Source organism: Cyclobacterium sp. SYSU L10401 (assembly GCF_010993705.1).
GTDB lineage: Bacteria > Bacteroidota > Bacteroidia > Cytophagales > Cyclobacteriaceae > Cyclobacterium.
In genome coordinates this window covers 176,927-197,335 of the sequence record NZ_WOFO01000007.1, presented here as the reverse complement: position 1 = coordinate 197,335, position 20,409 = coordinate 176,927, and the positions used below count along the sequence as shown (strand labels likewise).

Below are 20,409 nucleotides of genomic sequence, written 5' to 3'. Positions count from 1 at the left end.
CAGATTTATTTGGCAAAATATTTTTTTAACCAGCTGCTATCAGCTGGAATCAGCCATTTGTTTTCCAAATCTGCTATTTTATTGACCCCAGGATTGAATACCTTACTTTGGGCCTGTAAAGTTCCTTTATTAATATGTTCCCTGATTTCAGGAAGAAAGGCTACTTTAACCCCATTGGTGTCCACGTAAGAAACCTTACCACTATCCAAAAGGTTAATGCTCAATTTAGTTTCAATTTCACGTAAAATTTTTACTGAACTGTCAATAGAGCAACCGCTTGCACCCAAACGGCTTTCATCTACTGCCAGTATAATGAATTGGTCGTATTTGATATCAAAAGAACTGGGCATCAAGCTGCCATGTGTGTTCCATTGGTTGCAGAAAGTAACCAATTTGGATATGATCCAGGTTTTTTCCTGCTCATCAAATGGCCTATCTGCCTGATACACCCATATTCTGGCCTCTTCCGGCATTTCTTCAAAAGGTATGTACATGCTTTGGTTCCTTCGTTTTTAATGTATTCAAATGATTTGGCATTGGCATTAAAACCATGCTACCATCCATTTAACGTAGATTGAATTTATTATGATACAAAATATGCTTTAAGATCTCTCAAAAAAACCAAATTACCAAAAAAACGTGGTAGTCGGTTTTTGACGATGGGGCTTACAATCCCTGGTCTTTGGCGATTAACTCGGCCAGGTCCAACACATGGACCTCTTTTTCTTTTTCCTTATTTTTAATCCCATCGGCCATCATGGTCAGGCAAAACGGGCAGCCTACGGCTACCGTTTGGGCACCGGTCTGCAAGGCCTCTTCGGTTCTTTCTATGTTGATGTCTTTTTTTCCTTTTTCGGGCTCTTTAAACATTTGTGCACCACCGGCACCACAGCAGAGTCCTTTGGACCGACACCTTTTCATTTCTACCAATTCCAGGTCCAGCGCTTTGATCACTTCTCTGGGGGCCTCGTATACATTGTTGGCCCGTCCCAGGAAACAGCTGTCGTGAAAGGTGATTTTCTTACCTTTGAAGTCCCCTCCTCCTTTCAGTACAATTTTACCTTCATTGATCATCCCTTGTAAAAACTGGGAGTGGTGCATGACTTCATAATTGCCTCCCAATTGGGGATACTCATTTTTTAGGGTATTGAAGCAGTGGGGACAGGCAGTAACGATCTTTTTGACCTGATAACCATCCAGCACCTGAATATTGCTCATGGCCTGCATCTGGAAAAGAAATTCATTGCCGGCCCTTCTAGCCGGGTCACCAGTACAGGTTTCTTCCTCCCCCAAAACGGCAAAATTGACTCCAACTTTATTTAATATTTTAACAAAAGCCAGGGTGACGGCCTTGTAGCGTTCATCGAAAGATCCGGCACACCCCACCCAAAAGAGGACCTCCGGACTTTCACCGGCAGCGGCTTTTTCCGCCATGGTAGGGACTTGATAGGTAGTGTTATTCATGATTATCGGGTTACTTTTCTTCTTTATTGATTTCTGATGCCCAGTTGAAACGATCGGAAGGGGCAAATTTCCACGGGGCAAAACTGGTTTCCACATTCTGGAACATGGCGTTCCACTGGGCAGGGCTACCGCTTTCCTCCATGGCTGTATACCTCCTCATTTCCAGGATGATGGCCAAGGGGTCTATGTTAATCGGACAGGCTTCTACACAGGCATTGCAACTGGTGCAGGCATTGATCTCTTCCTGGCTGATATAATCGCCCAGCAGCGACTTGCCGTCATCCAGACCTTTCTTCCCGGCCTTTATATTCTGGCTTACTTCTTCTGCCCGGTCCCGGGTATCCATCATGATTTTTCTGGGGGAAAGCTTTTTACCTGTAATGTTGGCCGGACATTCGGCCGTGCACCTGCCACATTCCGTGCAGGAGAAAGCATTCATGATATTTACCCAGGATAGGTCGTTGACATCCTTTGCTCCGAATCTACCCACTTCGGCCGGTTCAGGCTCATTACCTGCAGGAGCTGCTTGCAGGCCAAGCATCAGCTGAACTTCCCGGGTAACCACTTCCATGTTGGGCATTTTGCCTTTTGGCTCCAGGTTGGCATACCAGGTGTTGGGAAAAGCCAGGAAAATATGGAGGTGCTTGGAATAAGTCACATACACCGCAAAGGCCAGAATACCAATGATGTGGAACCACCAGGCAAACCTTTCCCAAAAAAGCAGTGCATTGTCGCTCATCCCCTCAAAAACCCATTGGATGCTGCCACTGATCCAAAGGCCTCCCAAGGGAATGTACTGCGCTACTCCCCGATAGGCCAGCAACTGATCCGTAGCATTCATGGTTAATATGGCCAGCATCAACAATATTTCTATCCACAGGATCAGGTTGGCATCCAATTGTGGCCAGCCTTTTAATTCAGCTGAGCTGAGCCGGGGTACTTTGGTAATGTTTCTTCGAATGAGGAAAAACACGCAGGAGACAAGTACTCCCAATGCCAGTATTTCAAAAATATTGATAGCAACCGTATAAAACCCAGCTAAAACCGGTGCAAAAATGCGATGAGTACCAGCCAGGCCATCGATCATAAATTCCAAAACTTCCAGGTTGATGACCACAAAAGAAATGTAAATGACCAGGTGGAGCAGTGCAGGCCCCACTCTTTTGAACATTTTTTTCTGTCCAAAAGCGACGAGAGCCATGGTTTTCCACCTTTCGCCGGGATGATCAGAGCGGGCGGCAGGTTTTCCCAACATGATGGTCTGCCGGAGGTAGCTGATCCGCCTGTATAACAGGTATCCTGCCCCGCCTAATATCAGTAAAAAAAGGATTTGTGGTAAGCTGCTCATATTGAATTGATTAATCTAATGCTTCTATTTTTTTAGCCAAATCATTTGTACAAAAGTAACAATTACCTACCTTTGCATCACTTTCGGCGGTGATGTAGCTCAGTTGGTAGAGCATCGGACTGAAAATCCGTGAGTCGGTGGTTCGAGCCCACTCATCACCACCAGTAGCCCTGACTTTGTCAGGGCTTTTTTTTTGTCCGAATTCTCTGTTTTCTTGAAAATTATTGTCATTTTGTTCAGGCTTACTTTGCCGTGGCAAATTAATAAATAGTCAGGAGGCATACTATTTAAATTTGTGTTTAAACCCTGCCGGGGATCACTTGTTTAAAGTTTTCGCTTTTCTTAGCCTGGTAACCGAAACGCTGAAAAATTATTTGAAAATTTTTTCCGAAAAGTGTAACCTTTCGGTTTTTCAATCATCACCTACTTGTATGAAGTCCTTTTTTGAAACCGAAATTTGGCCCCTTAAAAACCGGCTTTACCGTTTTGCCTTGCTTTGGTTAAAGGACAGAGATAAAGCGCAGGATGCCGTACAGGAGACCATGACCAAGGGATTCCTGCACAGTAATCAGCTGGAACACATGAATAATCCTGTGGGCTGGATGGTGAAAACATTGAAAAATGAGTCACTGATGCAAATCAGGAGGGACGGAAAACATGAAGTACTGGATGAAGCTGATTCCCAACTGATGGAGGTTGAGAGCGAGAAACAGGACTTTTCCCGGGAGGTGAAAATGGTTTACAGGTTTCTGGACCTGTTACCGGCCAAACAAAGGGAAATTTTCTACCTCCGGGAGGTGGAGGGATTGACACATCAGGAAATAGCAAGCTATATGGAATTGCCCGAAGAACAGGTCAAAGTAAACCTGCACCGGGCAAGGAAAAAGTTAAAAACCTATCTGGAAAACAATGGAAACGGACAAATCTGAATTGTGGGAAAAATATTGGAAGGGGGAAAGCAGCCTGGAAGAAGAAAGTTTGCTTTTTGGGGAGCAGGAAGGATTGACTGAAAATCAGCCTCAACCCACCTTTAGAAAAGGCATGGCTGCTTTGAGAGACGAAAAGCCCAAAGTTTTCCCAAAACCGGCTACAGCTTTTCCCTGGCAAAGGATGGTAGCCGGGATAGCCCTGCTCTTTACCCTTATGGCCTGCTGGTGGGGATATGCCAGCTACCGGGAGCAGCAACAAAAGCAGGCCTATCTGCAGGTGGTGGAGGCCATGGTACTCTTGCAGGAGCAGCTAAATAAAGGTAGCCGGCAACTGGAAAATGTAGAAAATCTGAAATACCTCAATGCAGGAACAGATTGGTATGAAATCAATAATCAACATCAAAGATGAAAAAATTAGTAGGATTGGTCGTTTTGCTTCTACCTGTACTGGTACAAGCGCAGGAAGATGCCATTGAGCGTTTTTATGACAAATACATGGAGGATGAGCGCTTTTCCCGGGTATATATCAGCCCGAAAATGATGCAAATGGCAGGAGGCTTCCTTAGTTCCAATAGTGTGGAGGGGGATGAGGAGGCAGAAGAGCTTTTTTCCCTGATTTCCAAAGTGAAAGGCATCCGTATCCTTTCCGGTGAACAGGTAAGTGGACTAAACATGTTTGATGAGGCCATTGGACTGCTCAACCGCAACAAGTACGAAGAGCTCATGGATATCAAAGACAAGGGAAGTTCGCTGAAGTTTATGGTCAGAGAGGAAGGAGGCAGGATAAAGGAGCTGCTGATGGTTTCGGGAGCAAATACCGAATTCACCCTGATGAGCATGCTGGGGGATTTTACCTATCAAGACCTGAACATGCTTTCCGAAAAAACCAACCTGCCAGGTATGAAGGAATACGGGCAGGGCAACAAAGAATAAGTTTTGAAAAATTTATATATCGATTACACATTCAACTACACCATCATGAAAAATGCACTGACTATTGTCTCCCTTTCTCTGTTATTTTGCCTACCCCTAAGCCTCTTTGGGCAAAGTAAAAGCGTAGATCGGCTTTACAATCAATACAAAGGGGAGGAATCCTTCTTTCACCTGGATCTGGCGGGCAACTTCCTGGATTTTGCCAAGGGCTGGGACATAGACATCGAAGAAGCCAACCTGTCTGCCATCACGGAGAGCATCGAACGGGTGAAGCTGTTTAAGCTCCCGGTGAGGGGAAATCAGGCACGTTCCGATTTCAGAAAGTTGGCGCAAGGACTGGAACGGGAAAACTACGAACTGATGATGGAGGCGGAAGAAAAAGACAGCGGCGTTTCCATTTATGCCCTGGGACAGCGCAGCATGAAGGGCCTGGTGCTGCTGATCCGTTCCAATGAGGATGCCGAATACCTGGTGATAGAGCTGGAAGGACAGTTTGACCAAAAGGCCCTGGCCAAGGTAGGAAAGGGGATTTGATACTTTCTGCCCACTCCGGGAAAGACTGGATTGGGAAAACCGCAATCGTCTATAACCCTTGAGGTCGATGTCCATAACCGTTGAGGTCTTTGGGACCTCGACGGTTTTTCCGTGCACGCGCTGCGGAAAGACCTTCGGGGTTGGGAAAACCCCAAAGGTCAATGTCCGTAACCGTTGAGGTCTTCGAGACCTCAACGGTTTCATTTCGTAAGACCTCTGGCAATGACTCCATTTGATAGGATTTTTATTGTCGAGAGGAATTTTCAAGCCCGCCATTTTTTTCGTATTTTTTCTATTTCAATCATCTTACGGCTCATGAAGCAATTGTTGTTCTTCTTGGTTTTCCTGTTTTTGGCAGCTTGTGGATCCGACGATTCCTCCGGTGAGAACGGTCGAGCGCCGGAATTGAATTTTACTCTGGACACGGTCCAGATTGATGCCAGGGGCGAGATCCTGTTTCTGAATACCGGCTTGCGTTCTGCAGTCCTTACCGGGGACAAACACTATCTGTACAACCTTAATGGCCAAACAAGTGCCATGGAAAAAATTGATTTAAATACCTTGGCACTGGAGGCTTTGCTTCCATTCGAAAAAGAAGGACCGGATGGCATTGGGGGATATTCCCTGGGGCTGAGACTGGTGGACGGGGATCGGTTTTTGATGTCCGGGTACGGCAATCATGCCCTGTTTGATAGCAACGGAAAAAAGCTAGCCGATGTAGGCCCGGAAACAATCCCTTCCTTTGCCTCGGAAAGGGAAGAAGGAAACGTACTGTTTCCGGTGCGATTGCCGGAGACCCGGTCGGCCTATGCCGGGGTATATATCATTCCCGGAGAACGGGAACCGCAGCTAATGTTCTGGGACACGGAAGAAAAAACGTATCGGAAAGTAAGGAACCCCTTGCTGGAGAAGTCCACACAGTACCAAACGGACTTTGACGATGGGACCACTGCTTTATTTATAAGCGGCGGAGAATACCTGGAAGTGGTAAATGATAGGGTTTTGCTCGGCCTAAACGGAAGTTCAGATCTCTATATACGGGAACCGGGACAAGAGGAATTTCATAAAAAGACCTTCGAAAACGGTTGGATTCCCCGGGAAAAGGAGACCGTCTTTCCGGAAAAAATAAACGATAGGGCCTTGTTTCAAGAATTGTATAAGAAAGCGACGGAGGAAATTTCCTATAATAAGCCCTTTTGGGACGAAAGTCGAAAGGTTTATTTTAGGTTTTCCTACAAGCAGGAATACCGGGTAGGGGAGACCAGTCCTTCGGATGGTCTTTTTCCCAGACCTACGGGTGCCAGCGTGTACCTCACGATCTACGATGCCGATTTTAATTTTTTGCGGGAATCTGCCGTTCCTGAATTGGACGAGCCACCGCCTTACCACTTCGCCAAAGATGGAAGAATCTGGATTTTTGAGAATTTGGAAGACGAGATGGGCTTTGTAAGGTTGAGTTTCGATTTGTGATTTCGGATGGTTTGTAGGTTGTTAAAAAAAGGAATCTGAACCATATAAGGCATAGAAGAACATATAAGGAATTTTTTTAGTTATTTTGGTTGTTTTGGGATCTTATAACCCGACGGAAGGCATAGATAATTGGTGAATAAAGTAACCCGGGAAACTTCACCCTTATAATCCCTTATATCTCTTATATGGTTAAATAAAAGGAGACAGGGTAGGTTCATTAGATAAAATGTAATAAATACAGGGTATTTTGATTGAAAATGTGCAGTATTTACAGGGTAATATATGACGAAACATGTAATATATAGAGACCAAAATTAAATGTGTGGTTTATTTACCCTTTTTTAACACCTATTTATTTTAATTTGCCCGGAAAATTCTTAATTTTTTAGTCTAAATCAAATCTTAACCACATGAGGCTTTTCGTTTTTCTTTTCTTCGCTAGTTTACTTATTGGCTGTGAGGGCCGTGATACCCGGGAAAAAAACGGTGAAGTCCGCCTGGATTTTAGCCTGGATACGGTCATGGTAGATCCGGGTCAGGAAATCCTATTCTTAAATTCTGGTTTGAATCAAGCCCAATTGAGCCCGGATAAAAAGTATCTGTATAATTTTAATCCTACCGATTTTTCCATTGAAAAAATCAATCTGGATGAACTCAAGTTTGAAGACAAAATCAACCTTTCCAAGGAGGGGCCAAACGGCGTGGGGCAGTATGTTATGGGTTTTTTGTTAGTGGATGAAACTTCCATTTTGTTCAGAAGCTATAACCAGGACAATTTCCTGGATTGGGATGGGAATAAAAAGCGGCAGTTTGACTTCAAGAAAGTAGGAGCGGAGGCTGAACGGATAGTAGATGGGGAACATCTTTTTATGCCTGTTATCCAACCGGGAAAGCCCCAGGTGTTTTTCGGTTTGGTTTCAAATTGGGAGCAAAAAACCACCGCCCTGGCGGTTTTTGATTTGGGCAAAGACCATTTTAAAAGGATTGATGTACCGCTTTTCGAAAAAACCAGTGCTTTTAAGATCGAATTCAATGATGGTCAAATGGGTTATGTTATGGGGACTTCAGAATACGTTAAATGCGAAGGTGGGAAGGTAATTTTAGGTGCAGAGGTGTCCAGCGACCTTTATGTGTATGATCCGCTCACAGGGGTCTTAGACCAAAGGGCTTTTGAAAGCGAACTGACGGCCAATGAAAAAAAAGGCAATCATCCCGGTAAGGTCAGTGACCGGAAAGAAATGGAGGGGATTTACAGGAGAATTCACGAGGAAATCGGGTTTCATGCTGTCCATTGGGATGAAAAAAACGAATTATATTACCGTTTTTCCAGTATGGCTGAATTTTCCGATACTGCCGAAACGCCCGAAAACCGCATGGTCCCGTCTCCTACAGGGGCGAAGGTATACCTGACTGTTTTTGACAAAGATTTGAATCAAATCGCTGAATCCAGAGTGCCTATGTTGACGAATAAACCAGCCTATCACTTCGCCAAAGACGGTAAAATCTGGATTTTTGAGAATATGGAGGATGAGATGGGGTTTGTACGTATGTCGATTTCGGATTTACCCATTCGGAAATCATAAATCCACCATCCTCCCAAGAAATTAGCTATAAAATGAGAAAGTTTTTGGTAATCTATTTATGCAGCTATCTTATCGGTTGTGGCGAAAAAGAGAAGGTTGGAAATCAGGGAATAACTAACCTGGAGTTTTCTCTGGATACAGTAATGATTGATCCGGGAAATGAACTGCTGTATTTAAATGCAGGGCTTCGGATGGCTTCGCTGGAGGCCAAAAGAGACTATCTCTATAATTTCAACCTTTCCGACCACACCATTGAGAAAATCAATTTAAACAGTAGGAAGCTTGAAGATAAACTGGCATTCGAAAAGGAAGGTCCTGATGGAGTTGGAGATATGGTATATAGAATGGATCTGATATCAGACGAATTGGTGGCGTTTTTAGGGTACGTAAAAGTTGGTATTTTTGACTTAAAAGGGAGAAAGGTGGCTGAATTCCCCATTGCGGAGATAGATTTCGACGGGGATCGGTTGATTGAGGGCGAACGTTTTGAATTTCTGAATACCTATATGTTTGATCCGCAGAAGATGGTGGGCTTGATTAGAAATGCCAGGGAAAGAACCTTTTCCTTGGGTGTGTTGGATTCCGATTTCAGACATTTGAAGAAGACTCCGATTCCTTTGGATGCACTGGAGAACTTTCGATTTGTGCTAAGTAGTCCTTCTAGAGTACAAATGTCCTTTCCCTCAGCCAATATTTCTAAGCACAAAGGCAATTACATCATTACCAATGAGGTAAATAATACAATCCTGCTTTACGATGCCGATTTAGATACTTTAAAAAAGATCAACTATAAACCTATGCTTACGGAAGATAGGAAAAAAGGCAAATACAACCAGGTAACAGAAACAGAGGAAGAATTTAAGAAAGAAACCCAAAGCGTACAACAAGAAATCAGTTTTATGGCTCCCGTTTGGGATAAAAAAAACAATCGATTCTACCGGTTTTCCCATAAAGCTGTCAACTTTGCAAGCCCTGCTATTAAGGAGGAAGTGTATAAATCATCCGTATACCTGACGGTATTTGATGCTGATTTTAACGTGATTGCAGAATCCCTTGTTGAAGATTTAACGAAACCACCCGGATTCCATTTTGTCAAGGACGGCATGCTTTGGCTGTTTGTCAATCTGGAGAATGAGCTGGGGTTTGTGCGCTTGAATTTTGAATTATGATTTCGGATCTATCCAATCTTGAATCATAAAACTAAGATGGCCATAAATGGCATCGCTTTGACGCATTAAACACAAATGGCGTAAATATGACGCTATAGGGGCGTAATCACGTGAATTGGAAAAGTATACTTTTGCTCGATAATTAAAAGTATAGAAAAGATGAAAAATTTAATTCTGGCAACAAGGGTAAGGGAATTACGTAATCGCAGGGGACTTTCTCAAGAACTATTAGCAGAAAACTCAGGATTAGGCATCCGAACCATCCAGCGAATTGAGAATGGTGAAACAGAACCACGTGGAGACACGCTTAGACGATTGGCTAGTGCCTTGGATTCAAGTCCGGATGAGATAATTGATTGGACTATTACTGAAGACAAAGGTTTTCTTATGGCTTTAAATCTTTCTTCGCTAGGGTTTGTTCTATTCCCTCTTTTAGGAATATTAATTCCATTAATATTATGGATTTCCAGAAAGGGAAAAATAAAGGATATAAATTACATAAGTAAGGAAATTCTGAATTTTCAGATATCCTGGACCATTATAGTGATATTAACTTACATCTATTTCATTGGTAGTATGTATTATCGACTTAGTCAAGCTGGGGATATATCTCCAGCCGTACTGGGAAACCCATTAGTTAAATTTGCTGTACTGGGATTTTTATATTTATACAATTTCGTTTTAATTTTAATTAATACGGTTAAAATTGAAAATGAGAAGAAGGTGAAATACTTCCCTAAATTAAACATAATCAAATAGGTACATATGTAATCAGCCCAAAAAACTGTCTCCAATAATCCTAAATCCTCAATTTCCAATTATGTTTTTTTCATTTTAAATCAACACCTCAAATTATTTAAAATTAACTATTTAAGAGATGAAAGATTTTATTTTCCTTTTCTCCATAATTTTATTGGTTTCATGCGGAAGTCCTGAACAGCAATCCAAGCTTGCAAATAGAAATAGCATGTCGTTTTCTATGGATACGGTAATGGTGGATTCCAAAGATGAGATCCTTTTTTTGAATGGATGGCTCTCTCAATCCTTTCTTTCTCCGGATCACCGATACTTGTATAATTTCAATCATTTTGACTACACCCTTGAAAAGATTGATCTGGACGAGCTTCGATTGATAGAGAAAATTCCCTTTGAAAAACAGGGACCCAATGGCATTGGCGAAAGAGTTTTTACCATCTTTCCGGTAAACACAGACAGCCTTTATTTTGGAAGTTATACAGGAGTGGGGGGTATATTTACCTGGAAGGGAAAAAAGGTGATGGACCTTCCGCTAAACAAATTGGGTGAGCCTTCGGGACATTTTTCAGGAAATGAGCAGTTGGACCGGATCAAAGGTTTTGCTGATGATTCCCTGGTTTTTTATGGGATGGCCACCCTCTTCGATACGGATGAATATGAACTGGCCATCATTGATGGCATTAACAAAGAAATCAAACGGATACCTACTGTGATTATGGAACGGGTCCGCCCATTTAAGGTGACTTTTACCGATGGTCCATCCAAAAGTTCTGTTTACCCTGGTTCCTACCTTGTGCTGGAAGGAGGTAAAGTCATTTTGGGTTCAGGTGTAAGCAATGAGCTTTATGTGTTGGATCAGGCAACAGATACTTTGCTGCATTATACATACGAAAGCCGGATCATGCCGGCTGAAAAGTCTGGGGTGTACCGCAATGAAGTTAGTTCAGAGAAAGAAATGAATGCTGTTTACCGGTCCATCAATGAAGAAATTTCCTATGGAGCCCCTTTTTGGGATGCTGAAAAAGGGTTTTTCTACCGGTTTTCCTCTATGGGCGAATATAATCCGAATTCCCAAAAACCCATGCAGGATCTGAGTCCGGATAGGGCAAGGGTGTATCTTTCAGTTTATGACAAGAACTTGGCCCTGATAGGAGAATCTTTGGTTACCGACCTCAAGAAGGTTCCTGGAAAATATTTTGCCAAAGACGGAAAAATCTGGATTTTTGAGAATATGGAAGATGAGATGGGCTTTGTAAGGCTAAGTTTTAATTTGTGAATTCAGATGTGTGGTTTACCTATTTTCACATCTTATATCCACCTTGTTCAATTTAGGTTCAAATGAAAAATCCGCTTGACATTTTATGCTTTGTATTTGGTTTGATTTTTATGCTGACGTCTTGCGGTTCTCCGGCGGAAAAGGAGATTCAGGAACTCACAATCAGCGTGGATACCGTACAGATTGATCCGGGAGAGGAACTGTTGTTTCTCAAGTGGGGGCTTGAGCTTTCCGGTCTGAGCGAGGATCACCGGTACCTGTACAATTTTGACCTGGAGCAACACCAACTCGAAAAAATCGACCTGGATTGCCTGGTTCTGGACCGAAAAATTCCCTTTGAAAAAGAAGGTCCCGACGGACTAAGGGGTATCCATTCCCTCAGGGGATGGAAGAGAGGAGCTATTTTCTTCAGCACATGGAATGGGGCAATGGTTTTTGACCAAGGTGGCAAACTTGACCGTTCCTGGAAGCTGGATCCGAAGGAGTTTTCCGGGGATGTTCTTAGCGATAGGGAATCCCTTATAGGGGTTCAGGTGGATCCTTCCGGTGAAGGGGAAGCATATGGCCTTGCAAAAGCTTTTCGAAACGAGCTGGCATCGTTTGTCAGGTTGGATCTGGATCAACATCAAATCCACCGCTATTCCTTACCCTTATTGGATAAGTTAGGGAATTATACCGCTTCTTTAAATGATGGGGAGAACTACGCCTATCATGAAGCCGAGATTTACTTGGAAATAGTAGACAGTGGGGTATTGTTTGGGGCGGAGACCGGAAGTGAATTTTACCATTACAACCCGAAAGCCGATACCATAAAGGCTGTTCCCTCCAATAGTGAGTGGATGGAGTCGGAGAATACGGCAAAGGGGCGTGATTTTGCTGCTGCAGGTGAGTTTTCCAGGTACTTTCAGCAATTGATGGAAGGACCGCATTACTTATTGCCTGTTTACGATGGGCAGAACAAACGGTATTGGCGGTTATTTTACGAGAATTATTATGAAAGCGAAATAACGGAAGGACTTTTTCCCCTGCCTGCCGGAGCTAATGTTTACCTGGCTTTGTACGATGAGGAGTTGAACCTGATCCAGGAGGCCGAGCTTCCCTTTTTAACCGAGAAACCTTTACGGCATTTTATTAAAGATGGGATGCTTTGGGTCTTCGTCAATCTGGAGGATGAGATGGGGTTTGTGCGTCTTAGGGTTGATTTGTAATTTCAGGAAAAGGATAGGAATGTGTAAAAAACTTATTATATTGGTGTATAATTAAAATAGGATGAGAACCAATATCGAGATCGATGATAAGTTGATGGATGAAATCCTGAACAAAACCTCCTTGAAAACCAAAAGAGAAATCGTTCATGCAGCACTAAAAGATTTTCTTCAAAAATTGAAACGGGAGGAACTGGCAGGTATGGCCGGTAAAATTGATTGGGTGGAAGATTTGGAACGAATGAGAACGGATTAAAAAATGGTTCTTTTGATTGACACCAGCATCTGGATAGAATTTTTCAGGGGAGAGGATGAAAAACTGGTTCGGATAGTCCGGAAACATATTCTCAGCAATGAGGTTTGTATTTGCCCTCCGATACTTCAGGAAATTCTACAGGGAGTAAAGGATCTTGCAACATTTGAAATGCTCTCAGAACAATTGATGAGCATCCGGTTTTTAGAAGCTGACCCTAAAATGATGGCCGTAAATGCTGCTAAATTATACTTTAACTTAAGAAAAAAGGGTGTCACCGTCCGCAAAAGCATGGACTGCCTAATTGCATCCTACGCATTGGTATTTGATGTTACTTTCTATCATGCAGATAGAGACTTTGACCATATCTCAAGGCATTTTCCAATCAAGCTTTTTACGTAGAATTACTACCGGTATTACGGTAATCTTACCATTATTTCGAAAGGGTAAATTTCTATGTCTAATTAGTGTTTTGTGGACCAGGTTGGTGGATCAATCTTACATGTACATGCGCTACGTTCCAATCCCAAATCCGCAATCATCAACCTTTGAGGTTTTTTTGGTAAGTTTATATTTATGTCTCTTCTTTTTTAAATCGGACTGAAGTTTGCTATTAGTAAGATTAGCCTTCAAATTGATAAATAAATGTTAAAAAATACGCTTACAAGTGCTATTGTGTTGATTTTACTCTATTCACCCATGCTGCTCCAAGCCCAGGAAAGGCATGAATATGAGGTTACCATCCTGGGCATCAACATTGGGGATATGGTAGCCACCAAAGAAACCAAAGCCGATACCACGTATTTTTTGCTGAGAAGTGAGGTGAGCTTCTGGTTTTTTGGGCGGATCAACCTGGATTATACCACCAAAGTAAAATACCATCAGGGGCAGTTTATCGAATCATCCGTAGAAAAAAAGACCAATCGGGGAGATTTTCTGTCCAGGATTTGGCTGGAAGATGGGGTCTATGAGATCCGGGCCAATTCCTATAAGTATGAATTTAATGATCAGGTCAGTGAAAAAATCGACTACAGTGCGGTACGTTTGTTTTTTGAGGAACCGAAAGGTAAAAAAAGGATGATTACTGAAAACCACGGCCAGTTTGCCAGCATTACCGCTAAAGGAAACGGGGCCTACGATACCTATGTGGAAGGCAACGAAAACAACTACCAATACGAGAATGGCAAATTGCAGGAGGTCAGCATGCACAGTCCCATTAAGAATTACGTGATACAGCGGAAGGAATGATGGTTGCTGATTTTCCGATTTCACCACCATCCTGAGAATGAACTTTTTTAACCGGACATTAAGTAGGCACCTATGTGATTCAAGTAACAGGGAGTCGTATAAGGCATAGGAGGTCATATTAGACAAATATACTTGATTTAAAATTTCTCTTAGGATTACTTTGATCGATAGGTCGGTTCAATAGCGCCTTTAATTACGATTAAATACGACAGCAGGGTTGCAAACTCTGTTTATCTGGGTTCGGCATTGCAAATGCCTAACAGCGGGACAGCGGGTGTATTCGACTGTGGCAGTATCCCTATTCTCGATGATTTTTATACGGACATATAAAAAGTAATTTATTTTTACCATGAAAATCGAAAATTATATTTTCGATTTTCATGGTAAAATATTTTTTTAAAGTCTTTATTTCAACCTATATTTACATGGAACACAAATGAATCCATGGTAAAGCAAAGGGTTATACAGTCGCTGTTTGAGGAATATATGGAAATATTTCCGGCAGTCGGGATAGTTGGTCCCCGGCAGGTGGGCAAGACTACGTTGGTTAAAAGTCTTTCATGGGCAAAAAATAAAATTTACCTGGATCTTGAGAAAGCGAGCGACAGGGCCAAACTAAGTGATGTGGAATTGTTTCTAATGAATTATCAAGGTAATACCGTTATCCTCGATGAAATTCAACTAATGCCTGAGCTGTTCGCAGAACTTCGCAGTTCCATTGATGAAGACAGAAGGCCGGGAAGGTTTATCCTCTTGGGCTCAGCATCACCCGACCTTATTCGGAGTAGTGCTGATTCCTTGGCGGGGAGGATAGGATATATCGAGCTCACTCCTTTTACGCTGAAAGAAATATTAATTGAGGAAATGGAGCGTCTTTGGATGCGGGGAGGTTATCCCCTGTCATTCCTGGCATCCACTGAGCGGATAAGTAATTTGTGGCGGGAAAATTTCATCAAAACCTATATCGAAAGAGACCTCGGCCTATTGGGGCTGAATACGGATCCAAAGCTGGTTGAACGGTTTTGGATGATGTTGGCACATGTGCAGGGGAGTTTGTGGAATGGAGATAATTTTGCCAGAGCACTGGGGATTACCCGGCCTACAGTAACCCGCTATCTGGAATTCCTGGAAGGGTCATTTATGGTCCGAATCCTTCAGCCCTATCACCGAAATGTTAAAAAACGCTTAGTCAAATCCCCCAAGGTATATATCCGGGACACAGGACTGTTGCATTCGTCGGTAGGCGTAAAATCATATGATGAGTTGATCAATCAATTATTAATAGGAGCTTCATGGGAAACATTCGTCATAGAGCAGGTAATTAATGTGCTTGGACTGGATTACCAATTTTACTTCTACCGAACCCATCAGGGAGCGGAGTGTGATCTATTACTGGTTAAATCCGGAAAAGTGGAATGGGCCATTGAGATCAAAAACACCCTTTCACCTAAGATCAGCAAAGGCTTTTTGATTAGTATGGAGGATACAAAAGCCGCTAAGGGGGCGGTTATCTCCCGGGTTAATGAGGGTTATCCGCTGAAAGAGGGTCTGAGAAATTATTCTTTGAAGGAGTTTTGTGAAGCTCTTAAAAAAAATAGTGGAGCAGAGAAAAACTAAAAGCTCCCATTAAAATTAAATTTATTCCAACTTATGAATTGATTTCAATTCTAAAATATCCAACAAATCTTTAGGTCTCGCTGCTCGTCTTTTGCTTTCCAGCAAGTCAAATAAGTTGAGGACATTCCATTTGAGTACTCCAAATTTGCTAACTTCAACCTTTTCACTTTCGGAAAAGGCCTCATCAAAGCTTTTTCCAATTTGAAAATTTGTAATCAATTCTAAGTTTAAATCTGCAGGTGAGAATTTCACAGATATATTTTGTTCCTTATTTTTAACTTTTTCAGGAAAGCTATCGATCTCATACCCCATCCGTCGAAATACTTGGAGTAGCTTCGAAAAATTTTCTTCAGACGTATCTATCCAGAAATCCACATCTGCGGAGTGTCTTTGGTACCCGTGGAAATTGACCGCCCCGCCACCTACCAGTAACATCTTTACCCCTTCTTTGGATGCTTCCTTTAAAAATGCATCAATGTTCTCTTTCCAGATTTTTGTCATGGGTTTTAATTTCAATTATAAAACTGTCTGAAGGAGATTTATTGGTTGATCTTACTGGAAATTTTTTCAGGTTTTCGCAAAGGTCCAGGAAGGCGTAGAACCGGTCTTTCGGTGCCAGCCGTAGAAATGCTTCCCGCTGCTCCCGGTTGCTTTCTTCTTTGGACTGAAACTTAAGTTCCATCATGACATTCTTTAATTGTCGTAAATATAAGGCCAAAAACACAAATATACTTGATTCAAAATTTTCTTAGGATTACTTTGATGGATAGGTCGGTTCAATAGTACCTTTAATTACGATTAGATTCGAAAGCAGGGTTGCAAACCCTGTTTATCTGGGTTCGGAATTGCAAATGCCGAAAAGCGGGATCATCAATCCAATATATCCGGATTTTCTGATTTGATCCTGGGACTAAAAACAAATTCCTCTGTAGACATCAATCGAATTTTTTTGATTAAAAAATCTGTATGACGGGTATTGCTAATGTAAACTTTTTCCTTGGGTATAATGGATGATGGAACCTCCAAAACAGGTGTTTTCCTTCTCTATACCAATCACTGCCTATTTTCTGGCACAAGGGATAGGATGCTTTTTTGTACCAATTCTCCGGCAAGGAATCAAGTGGGATTTTTGTGATGCCGATTTCATCATCAATCTGGATTTCCATTACCCTAAAAAGATTGTTACGTCCCTCACTGCTTCTGTGCACCACATTTTCAAGACAAGCCAATGCCCTGGTGGATGAGGTGTAAATCACAAAATTTCCCGAAACATTCCATCTATTGGGCTTACCTGAAGCAATGAGGTCATGGGCATATTTTTCCAAACAAATACGGAATACCTGCATTTCATATGTTAATAGTTGTCTTTAAGCGGCCATAACTTGCCCCGCACCAAAGGTCGGGATGCCCGCCCGGAGGAGGCCAGTCGGACGGGGAATCTCGCGAATGATAATCATTCCCCCATGTATCGCTTGCTTCGTGCTCGATTTCATGAAAAATCTCCGTAAGCAATCGTATCCAATTCTTCTATCACCAAATCTATTCCTCCACTGGTCTTTAAAAAATGATAGGGTATTGCCTCATCCAATCCTATTGCTGGCTTTTTTAGCCAGCTATTGAAAGCTTCAACTGAGCCAAAAACCTGTTCCCCTTTTTTACGGAGTTCATTTAACTTTAACACCTGTTCACTGGCTATTGGGTTAAGGGTTTTTTCGGCCTTTTGGTAATTTTTCAAGGTCTTTGTTGACAAGTGCAGGATAAGAGAAAGGTCTTCCTCCGGCATTAAAAGTGATGCTGATATCTCGAAGGCCATTTCAGCGTCGACTCCTTTTTGTGCCTGGACCACCAATTCAAAATTACTGATGGGATCTAAATGTGATTTTTTAATCACCTCACTTTTCATAAAAACGGTTTATCAGAAGTAGAAAGTTAAGAAAAAATTCTATAAAAACGAGAAAATGTTCCTAAATTCCACGCTTAGCTATTGACCATGAGCAAATTCGGGTTTTTTATCGTCCTTCTTTTAATCGTCGGCTGCGGAAGTCCCGAAAAAGGAAATATCGGGCAACAATGGCAACTTACTTTTTCGTTGGATACCGTACTGGTCGATCCTGGAGATGAAATTCTTTATCTCGGGGCAAATCTGAACTACGCTGAATTGTCAGCAGACGGACGATTTCTATATAATTACAACCCGACAGACCATGCCTTGGAAAAAATAGATCTGGATGAATTAAAGTTCGTTGAGAAAATTCCCTTTGAAAGGGAAGGGCCCCAAGGTACCGGACCTTTTTTTCACCCATTTTTTCTTTTGGAAGGAGACAGCGTTTTAGTAGCAGGTTCGCTAAAGCATGCAGCGATTTTTAATTTGGAAGTAGAGAAATTAGAGGAAGTGAAATTGCAGCAGGCTTTGGATGAATTAGCGGTATTGGAAGGCGGAGATTTTTTTCGACTTCGATCCGTTATCCCAAGTAATTATAGACTTTTTTTTTGGCTTTAAGACGAATAGTACAGGAGGGTTCGTGAACCTGATGAAGATGGATATGTTTAATTATCAACTAACTGAGTTGGATCTTCCGGCTTTTGATAAATTGAAAGAGTTTAGAGTGGCAAAGTCGAGGGAGGTGCTTCAACCGGATTTTTTGGATCTCAGATATTTCTGGAGAAGGGAGATGGAAAAATTATATTGAGTAATAACGTATTTAATGAGATATATGTAATCAATCCGGATGATGACAGTTTGGTATTGAAAAGTTTTGAAAGCAAATTAACACCAAATCAAAAGTCTCCTTACTATCCCAAACAGGTAGAAAATGAAGAAGCCATAGATCGTATATATGCCAAAGGATTGCAAGAGGTTGAATTTGAGCGGTTAATTTGGGATAAATGGAACGATCGATATTACCGATTTTCTTACCAAGCGGAAATTGAGAGGGTTGTTGATGGAAGGTGGACGTATATGTCCACTATAAGTTGCACGATTTACCTGACAGTGTTTGATAAAAACCTGGAGATGATAACGGAGTCCATCGTTCCCCAGTTAACCGCTATTCCCCAAACCTACTTTGTAAAGGACGGTGCCATCTGGATTTTTGAGAATATGGAGGATGAAATGGGGTTTTTGCGGCTTAGTATAGATTTATGATTTTGGTTGATAGGTTGACTGGTCGACGAGTTATCGAAGGCGACGGTTTTCGCCCGGTTTATTATGGTTGAAGCAATACAGGTTTCGACATCGAGGAGGTGTTTGATAAAGGGTGAAGAAGTTAACTAATTCGATTAGCTAATTTCTCTATTCACCAAAAAGCTGTATTTTTAGTGAATTAATTCACCAAAAAGCCGTAAATTTGGTGAATACATAAATTTCTATGATTGAGAGAAGCCTTAAAGGTCAGCTAACTGAAAAGCTGTTCAAGGGGAAAACCATCCTATTAATCGGTGCAAGACAGGTCGGGAAAACCACGCTTATCCGGGCTGTTTTACAGGGCAGGGAGTTTCTTTTTTTGGATGGGGATGACCCATTGGTTAGGCAAAGGCTGACCAATCCGAATACCAAAGAGATTGAAAGCATACTAGGTGACTCAAGGATCGTCTTTATAGACGAGGCACAACGGATAGAAAATATTGGAATTACCGCTAAAATCATCCACGACCAATTCAAAAACGTTCAGTTGATTGTGAGCGGTTCATCGGCTTTTGAGCTTCGGAATTACACCAACGAACCACTTACTGGACGAAAATTCGAATATTTTCTGTATCCAATTTCCTACGGGGAATATGAGAAATCGGTCGGATATTTAGATGCCCTGAGAGATTTGGAAAATCGATTGATATACGGATATTATCCGGATGTCCTTAATAACAGAGGTGAGGAAAGGGAAATCCTAAATGAGATTACTCAGAGTTATTTATTTAAAGATATTCTCTCTTTGGGCAATATCAAGAAGCCCGAAGTACTGGAAAAAATATTGCAGGCGTTGGCCTTTCAGGTCGGTAGCGAAGTAAGCTACAATGAACTGGCTCAGCTAACAGGGGTGGACAAGAACACCGTTTCAAGCTATATCCATTTACTTGAACTGTCCTATATTGTTTTTCCGATTACTTCATTTAGCCGTAACCTGCGCAACGAGATCAAAACGAACCGGAAGGTTTATTTCTACGACAATGGCATACGCAACGCAATCATACAAAATTTTAATCCAGTTGGATTGCGAAATGATATAGGCATTTTATGGGAAAATTTCCTAATGTCTGAGAGGCTAAAGCGAAACCATTATTACAAAAGGTACTGCAATACTTATTTTTGGCGGACTAGGCACCAACAGGAAATTGACTATGTGGAGGAGTCGGATGGGAAAATCACAGCTTTTGAATTCAAATGGAATCCCAAAGCTAAGGTGAATATTCCGGCCATTTTTGTAAATACCTACGCCGCCGCCGTGGAGTTCGTTACTAAGGAGAACTTTAGGAAATTTGTTGGAGCAGATGAAAATTAGCTGTTCCGGCTAATGGCCAGTTATTATCCTTTTCGGAATTTCCCGTAACTGAAAGGTAATGCGTCTTCGGACAAAGGAGATAGGGGGTTAGTTTAATAAAATGTGGGACGGTACAATGTTTCCTTTGA

General features: G+C 42.0%; 23 protein-coding genes, 1 tRNA gene and 1 pseudogene. 18 read left to right on the top strand and 7 right to left on the bottom strand.

What is annotated here, in order from left to right; genetic code table 11:
* Nucleotides 1-5: 5 nt before the first annotated feature.
* From GL182_RS16940 to GL182_RS16930, 3 genes are all read right to left on the bottom strand, one after another.
* Nucleotides 6-494 carry a hypothetical protein gene (locus tag GL182_RS16940; RefSeq protein WP_163380955.1) on the bottom strand — a complete coding sequence of 163 codons (489 nt, stop codon included), beginning with the start codon at nt 492-494 and terminating at the stop codon, nt 6-8.
* A gap of 172 nt (nt 495-666) precedes the next feature.
* On the bottom strand, nt 667-1,464 hold the full coding sequence (locus GL182_RS16935; protein ID WP_205603675.1) for a (Fe-S)-binding protein: 798 nt from the start codon (nt 1,462-1,464) through the stop codon (nt 667-669).
* Nucleotides 1,465-1,474: 10 nt separating this feature from the next.
* Nucleotides 1,475-2,812 carry a 4Fe-4S dicluster domain-containing protein gene (locus GL182_RS16930; RefSeq protein WP_163380954.1) on the bottom strand — a complete coding sequence of 446 codons (1,338 nt, stop codon included), beginning with the start codon at nt 2,810-2,812 and terminating at the stop codon, nt 1,475-1,477.
* An 88-nt stretch (nt 2,813-2,900) separates the two neighbouring features.
* On the opposite strand from GL182_RS16930, the gene GL182_RS16925 reads away from it, so the two are divergent.
* The 15 genes from GL182_RS16925 (at nt 2,901) to GL182_RS16855 (ending at nt 15,785) form a co-directional block, all read left to right on the top strand.
* Nucleotides 2,901-2,976, top strand: a tRNA-Phe gene (locus GL182_RS16925).
* Nucleotides 2,977-3,243: 267 nt separating this feature from the next.
* Nucleotides 3,244-3,741, top strand: coding sequence for an RNA polymerase sigma factor (locus tag GL182_RS16920; protein WP_163380953.1), 498 nt, complete (start codon nt 3,244-3,246; stop codon nt 3,739-3,741).
* The gene (locus GL182_RS16915) at nt 3,722-4,150 is read left to right on the top strand and encodes a hypothetical protein (RefSeq protein ID WP_163380952.1); all 429 of its coding nucleotides are present in this window, start codon (nt 3,722-3,724) and stop codon (nt 4,148-4,150) included. The genes GL182_RS16920 and GL182_RS16915 overlap by 20 nt, the downstream gene beginning before the upstream one ends.
* Nucleotides 4,147-4,674, top strand: coding sequence for a DUF4252 domain-containing protein (locus tag GL182_RS16910; RefSeq protein ID WP_163380951.1), 528 nt, complete (start codon nt 4,147-4,149; stop codon nt 4,672-4,674). Before GL182_RS16915 ends, GL182_RS16910 begins: the two co-directional genes overlap by 4 nt.
* A gap of 45 nt (nt 4,675-4,719) precedes the next feature.
* A complete protein-coding gene (locus GL182_RS16905; RefSeq protein WP_163380950.1) occupies nt 4,720-5,208 on the top strand; it encodes a DUF4252 domain-containing protein in 489 nt (162 codons plus the stop codon).
* Between the two features lie 315 nt (nt 5,209-5,523).
* On the top strand, nt 5,524-6,678 hold the full coding sequence (locus GL182_RS16900; protein ID WP_163380949.1) for a DUF4221 family protein: 1,155 nt from the start codon (nt 5,524-5,526) through the stop codon (nt 6,676-6,678).
* Nucleotides 6,679-7,088: 410 nt separating this feature from the next.
* Nucleotides 7,089-8,261, top strand: a complete 1,173-nt coding sequence (locus GL182_RS16895; RefSeq protein ID WP_163380948.1) for a DUF4221 family protein — start codon at nt 7,089-7,091, stop codon at nt 8,259-8,261.
* Nucleotides 8,262-8,293: 32 nt separating this feature from the next.
* Nucleotides 8,294-9,430 (top strand): DUF4221 family protein, encoded by a 1,137-nt coding sequence (locus GL182_RS16890; RefSeq protein ID WP_163380947.1) that lies wholly within the window; start codon nt 8,294-8,296, stop codon nt 9,428-9,430.
* A 159-nt stretch (nt 9,431-9,589) separates the two neighbouring features.
* On the top strand, nt 9,590-10,189 hold the full coding sequence (locus GL182_RS16885; RefSeq protein WP_163380946.1) for a helix-turn-helix domain-containing protein: 600 nt from the start codon (nt 9,590-9,592) through the stop codon (nt 10,187-10,189).
* A 118-nt stretch (nt 10,190-10,307) separates the two neighbouring features.
* Nucleotides 10,308-11,462 carry a DUF4221 family protein gene (locus tag GL182_RS16880; RefSeq protein WP_163380945.1) on the top strand — a complete coding sequence of 385 codons (1,155 nt, stop codon included), beginning with the start codon at nt 10,308-10,310 and terminating at the stop codon, nt 11,460-11,462.
* A gap of 62 nt (nt 11,463-11,524) precedes the next feature.
* Nucleotides 11,525-12,670, top strand: coding sequence for a DUF4221 family protein (locus tag GL182_RS16875; RefSeq protein WP_163380944.1), 1,146 nt, complete (start codon nt 11,525-11,527; stop codon nt 12,668-12,670).
* A gap of 61 nt (nt 12,671-12,731) precedes the next feature.
* On the top strand, nt 12,732-12,923 hold the full coding sequence (locus tag GL182_RS16870) for a type II toxin-antitoxin system VapB family antitoxin (protein WP_163380943.1): 192 nt from the start codon (nt 12,732-12,734) through the stop codon (nt 12,921-12,923).
* A gap of 12 nt (nt 12,924-12,935) precedes the next feature.
* Nucleotides 12,936-13,322 (top strand): PIN domain nuclease, encoded by a 387-nt coding sequence (locus GL182_RS16865; RefSeq protein WP_205603674.1) that lies wholly within the window; start codon nt 12,936-12,938, stop codon nt 13,320-13,322.
* A 243-nt stretch (nt 13,323-13,565) separates the two neighbouring features.
* Entirely contained in the window at nt 13,566-14,168 is a 603-nt protein-coding gene (locus tag GL182_RS16860; RefSeq protein ID WP_163380941.1) for a DUF6134 family protein, read from the top strand.
* A 444-nt stretch (nt 14,169-14,612) separates the two neighbouring features.
* Nucleotides 14,613-15,785, top strand: a complete 1,173-nt coding sequence (locus GL182_RS16855; RefSeq protein WP_163380940.1) for an ATP-binding protein — start codon at nt 14,613-14,615, stop codon at nt 15,783-15,785.
* Nucleotides 15,786-15,806: 21 nt separating this feature from the next.
* On the opposite strand, the gene GL182_RS16850 is transcribed toward GL182_RS16855, so the two are convergent.
* From GL182_RS16850 to GL182_RS16835, 4 genes are all read right to left on the bottom strand, one after another.
* Nucleotides 15,807-16,301: a nucleotidyltransferase gene (locus GL182_RS16850; protein ID WP_205603673.1), complete on the bottom strand. Its 495-nt coding sequence runs from the start codon at nt 16,299-16,301 to the stop codon at nt 15,807-15,809.
* Entirely contained in the window at nt 16,258-16,470 is a 213-nt protein-coding gene (locus tag GL182_RS16845; RefSeq protein WP_240469869.1) for a hypothetical protein, read from the bottom strand. The genes GL182_RS16850 and GL182_RS16845 overlap by 44 nt, the downstream gene beginning before the upstream one ends.
* Before the next feature lie 268 nt (nt 16,471-16,738).
* The gene (locus tag GL182_RS16840; RefSeq protein WP_240469868.1) at nt 16,739-17,131 is read right to left on the bottom strand and encodes an RES family NAD+ phosphorylase; all 393 of its coding nucleotides are present in this window, start codon (nt 17,129-17,131) and stop codon (nt 16,739-16,741) included.
* 143 nt (nt 17,132-17,274) lie between these two features.
* Nucleotides 17,275-17,688: an antitoxin Xre/MbcA/ParS toxin-binding domain-containing protein gene (locus GL182_RS16835; RefSeq protein WP_163380939.1), complete on the bottom strand. Its 414-nt coding sequence runs from the start codon at nt 17,686-17,688 to the stop codon at nt 17,275-17,277.
* An 87-nt stretch (nt 17,689-17,775) separates the two neighbouring features.
* Here GL182_RS16835 and GL182_RS16830 point away from each other — a divergent pair, with 87 nt between their 5' ends.
* The 3 genes and pseudogenes from GL182_RS16830 (at nt 17,776) to GL182_RS16820 (ending at nt 20,281) form a co-directional block, all read left to right on the top strand.
* Nucleotides 17,776-18,285 carry a DUF4221 family protein gene (locus GL182_RS16830; protein WP_163380938.1) on the top strand — a complete coding sequence of 170 codons (510 nt, stop codon included), beginning with the start codon at nt 17,776-17,778 and terminating at the stop codon, nt 18,283-18,285.
* Nucleotides 18,286-18,432: 147 nt separating this feature from the next.
* A pseudogene (locus GL182_RS16825) lies at nt 18,433-18,930 on the top strand (DUF4221 family protein); the annotation flags it as partial.
* Between the two features lie 223 nt (nt 18,931-19,153).
* Complete coding sequence (locus tag GL182_RS16820) at nt 19,154-20,281, top strand: ATP-binding protein (protein ID WP_163380937.1); 1,128 nt, start codon at nt 19,154-19,156, stop codon at nt 20,279-20,281.
* Nucleotides 20,282-20,409: the final 128 nt, after the last annotated feature.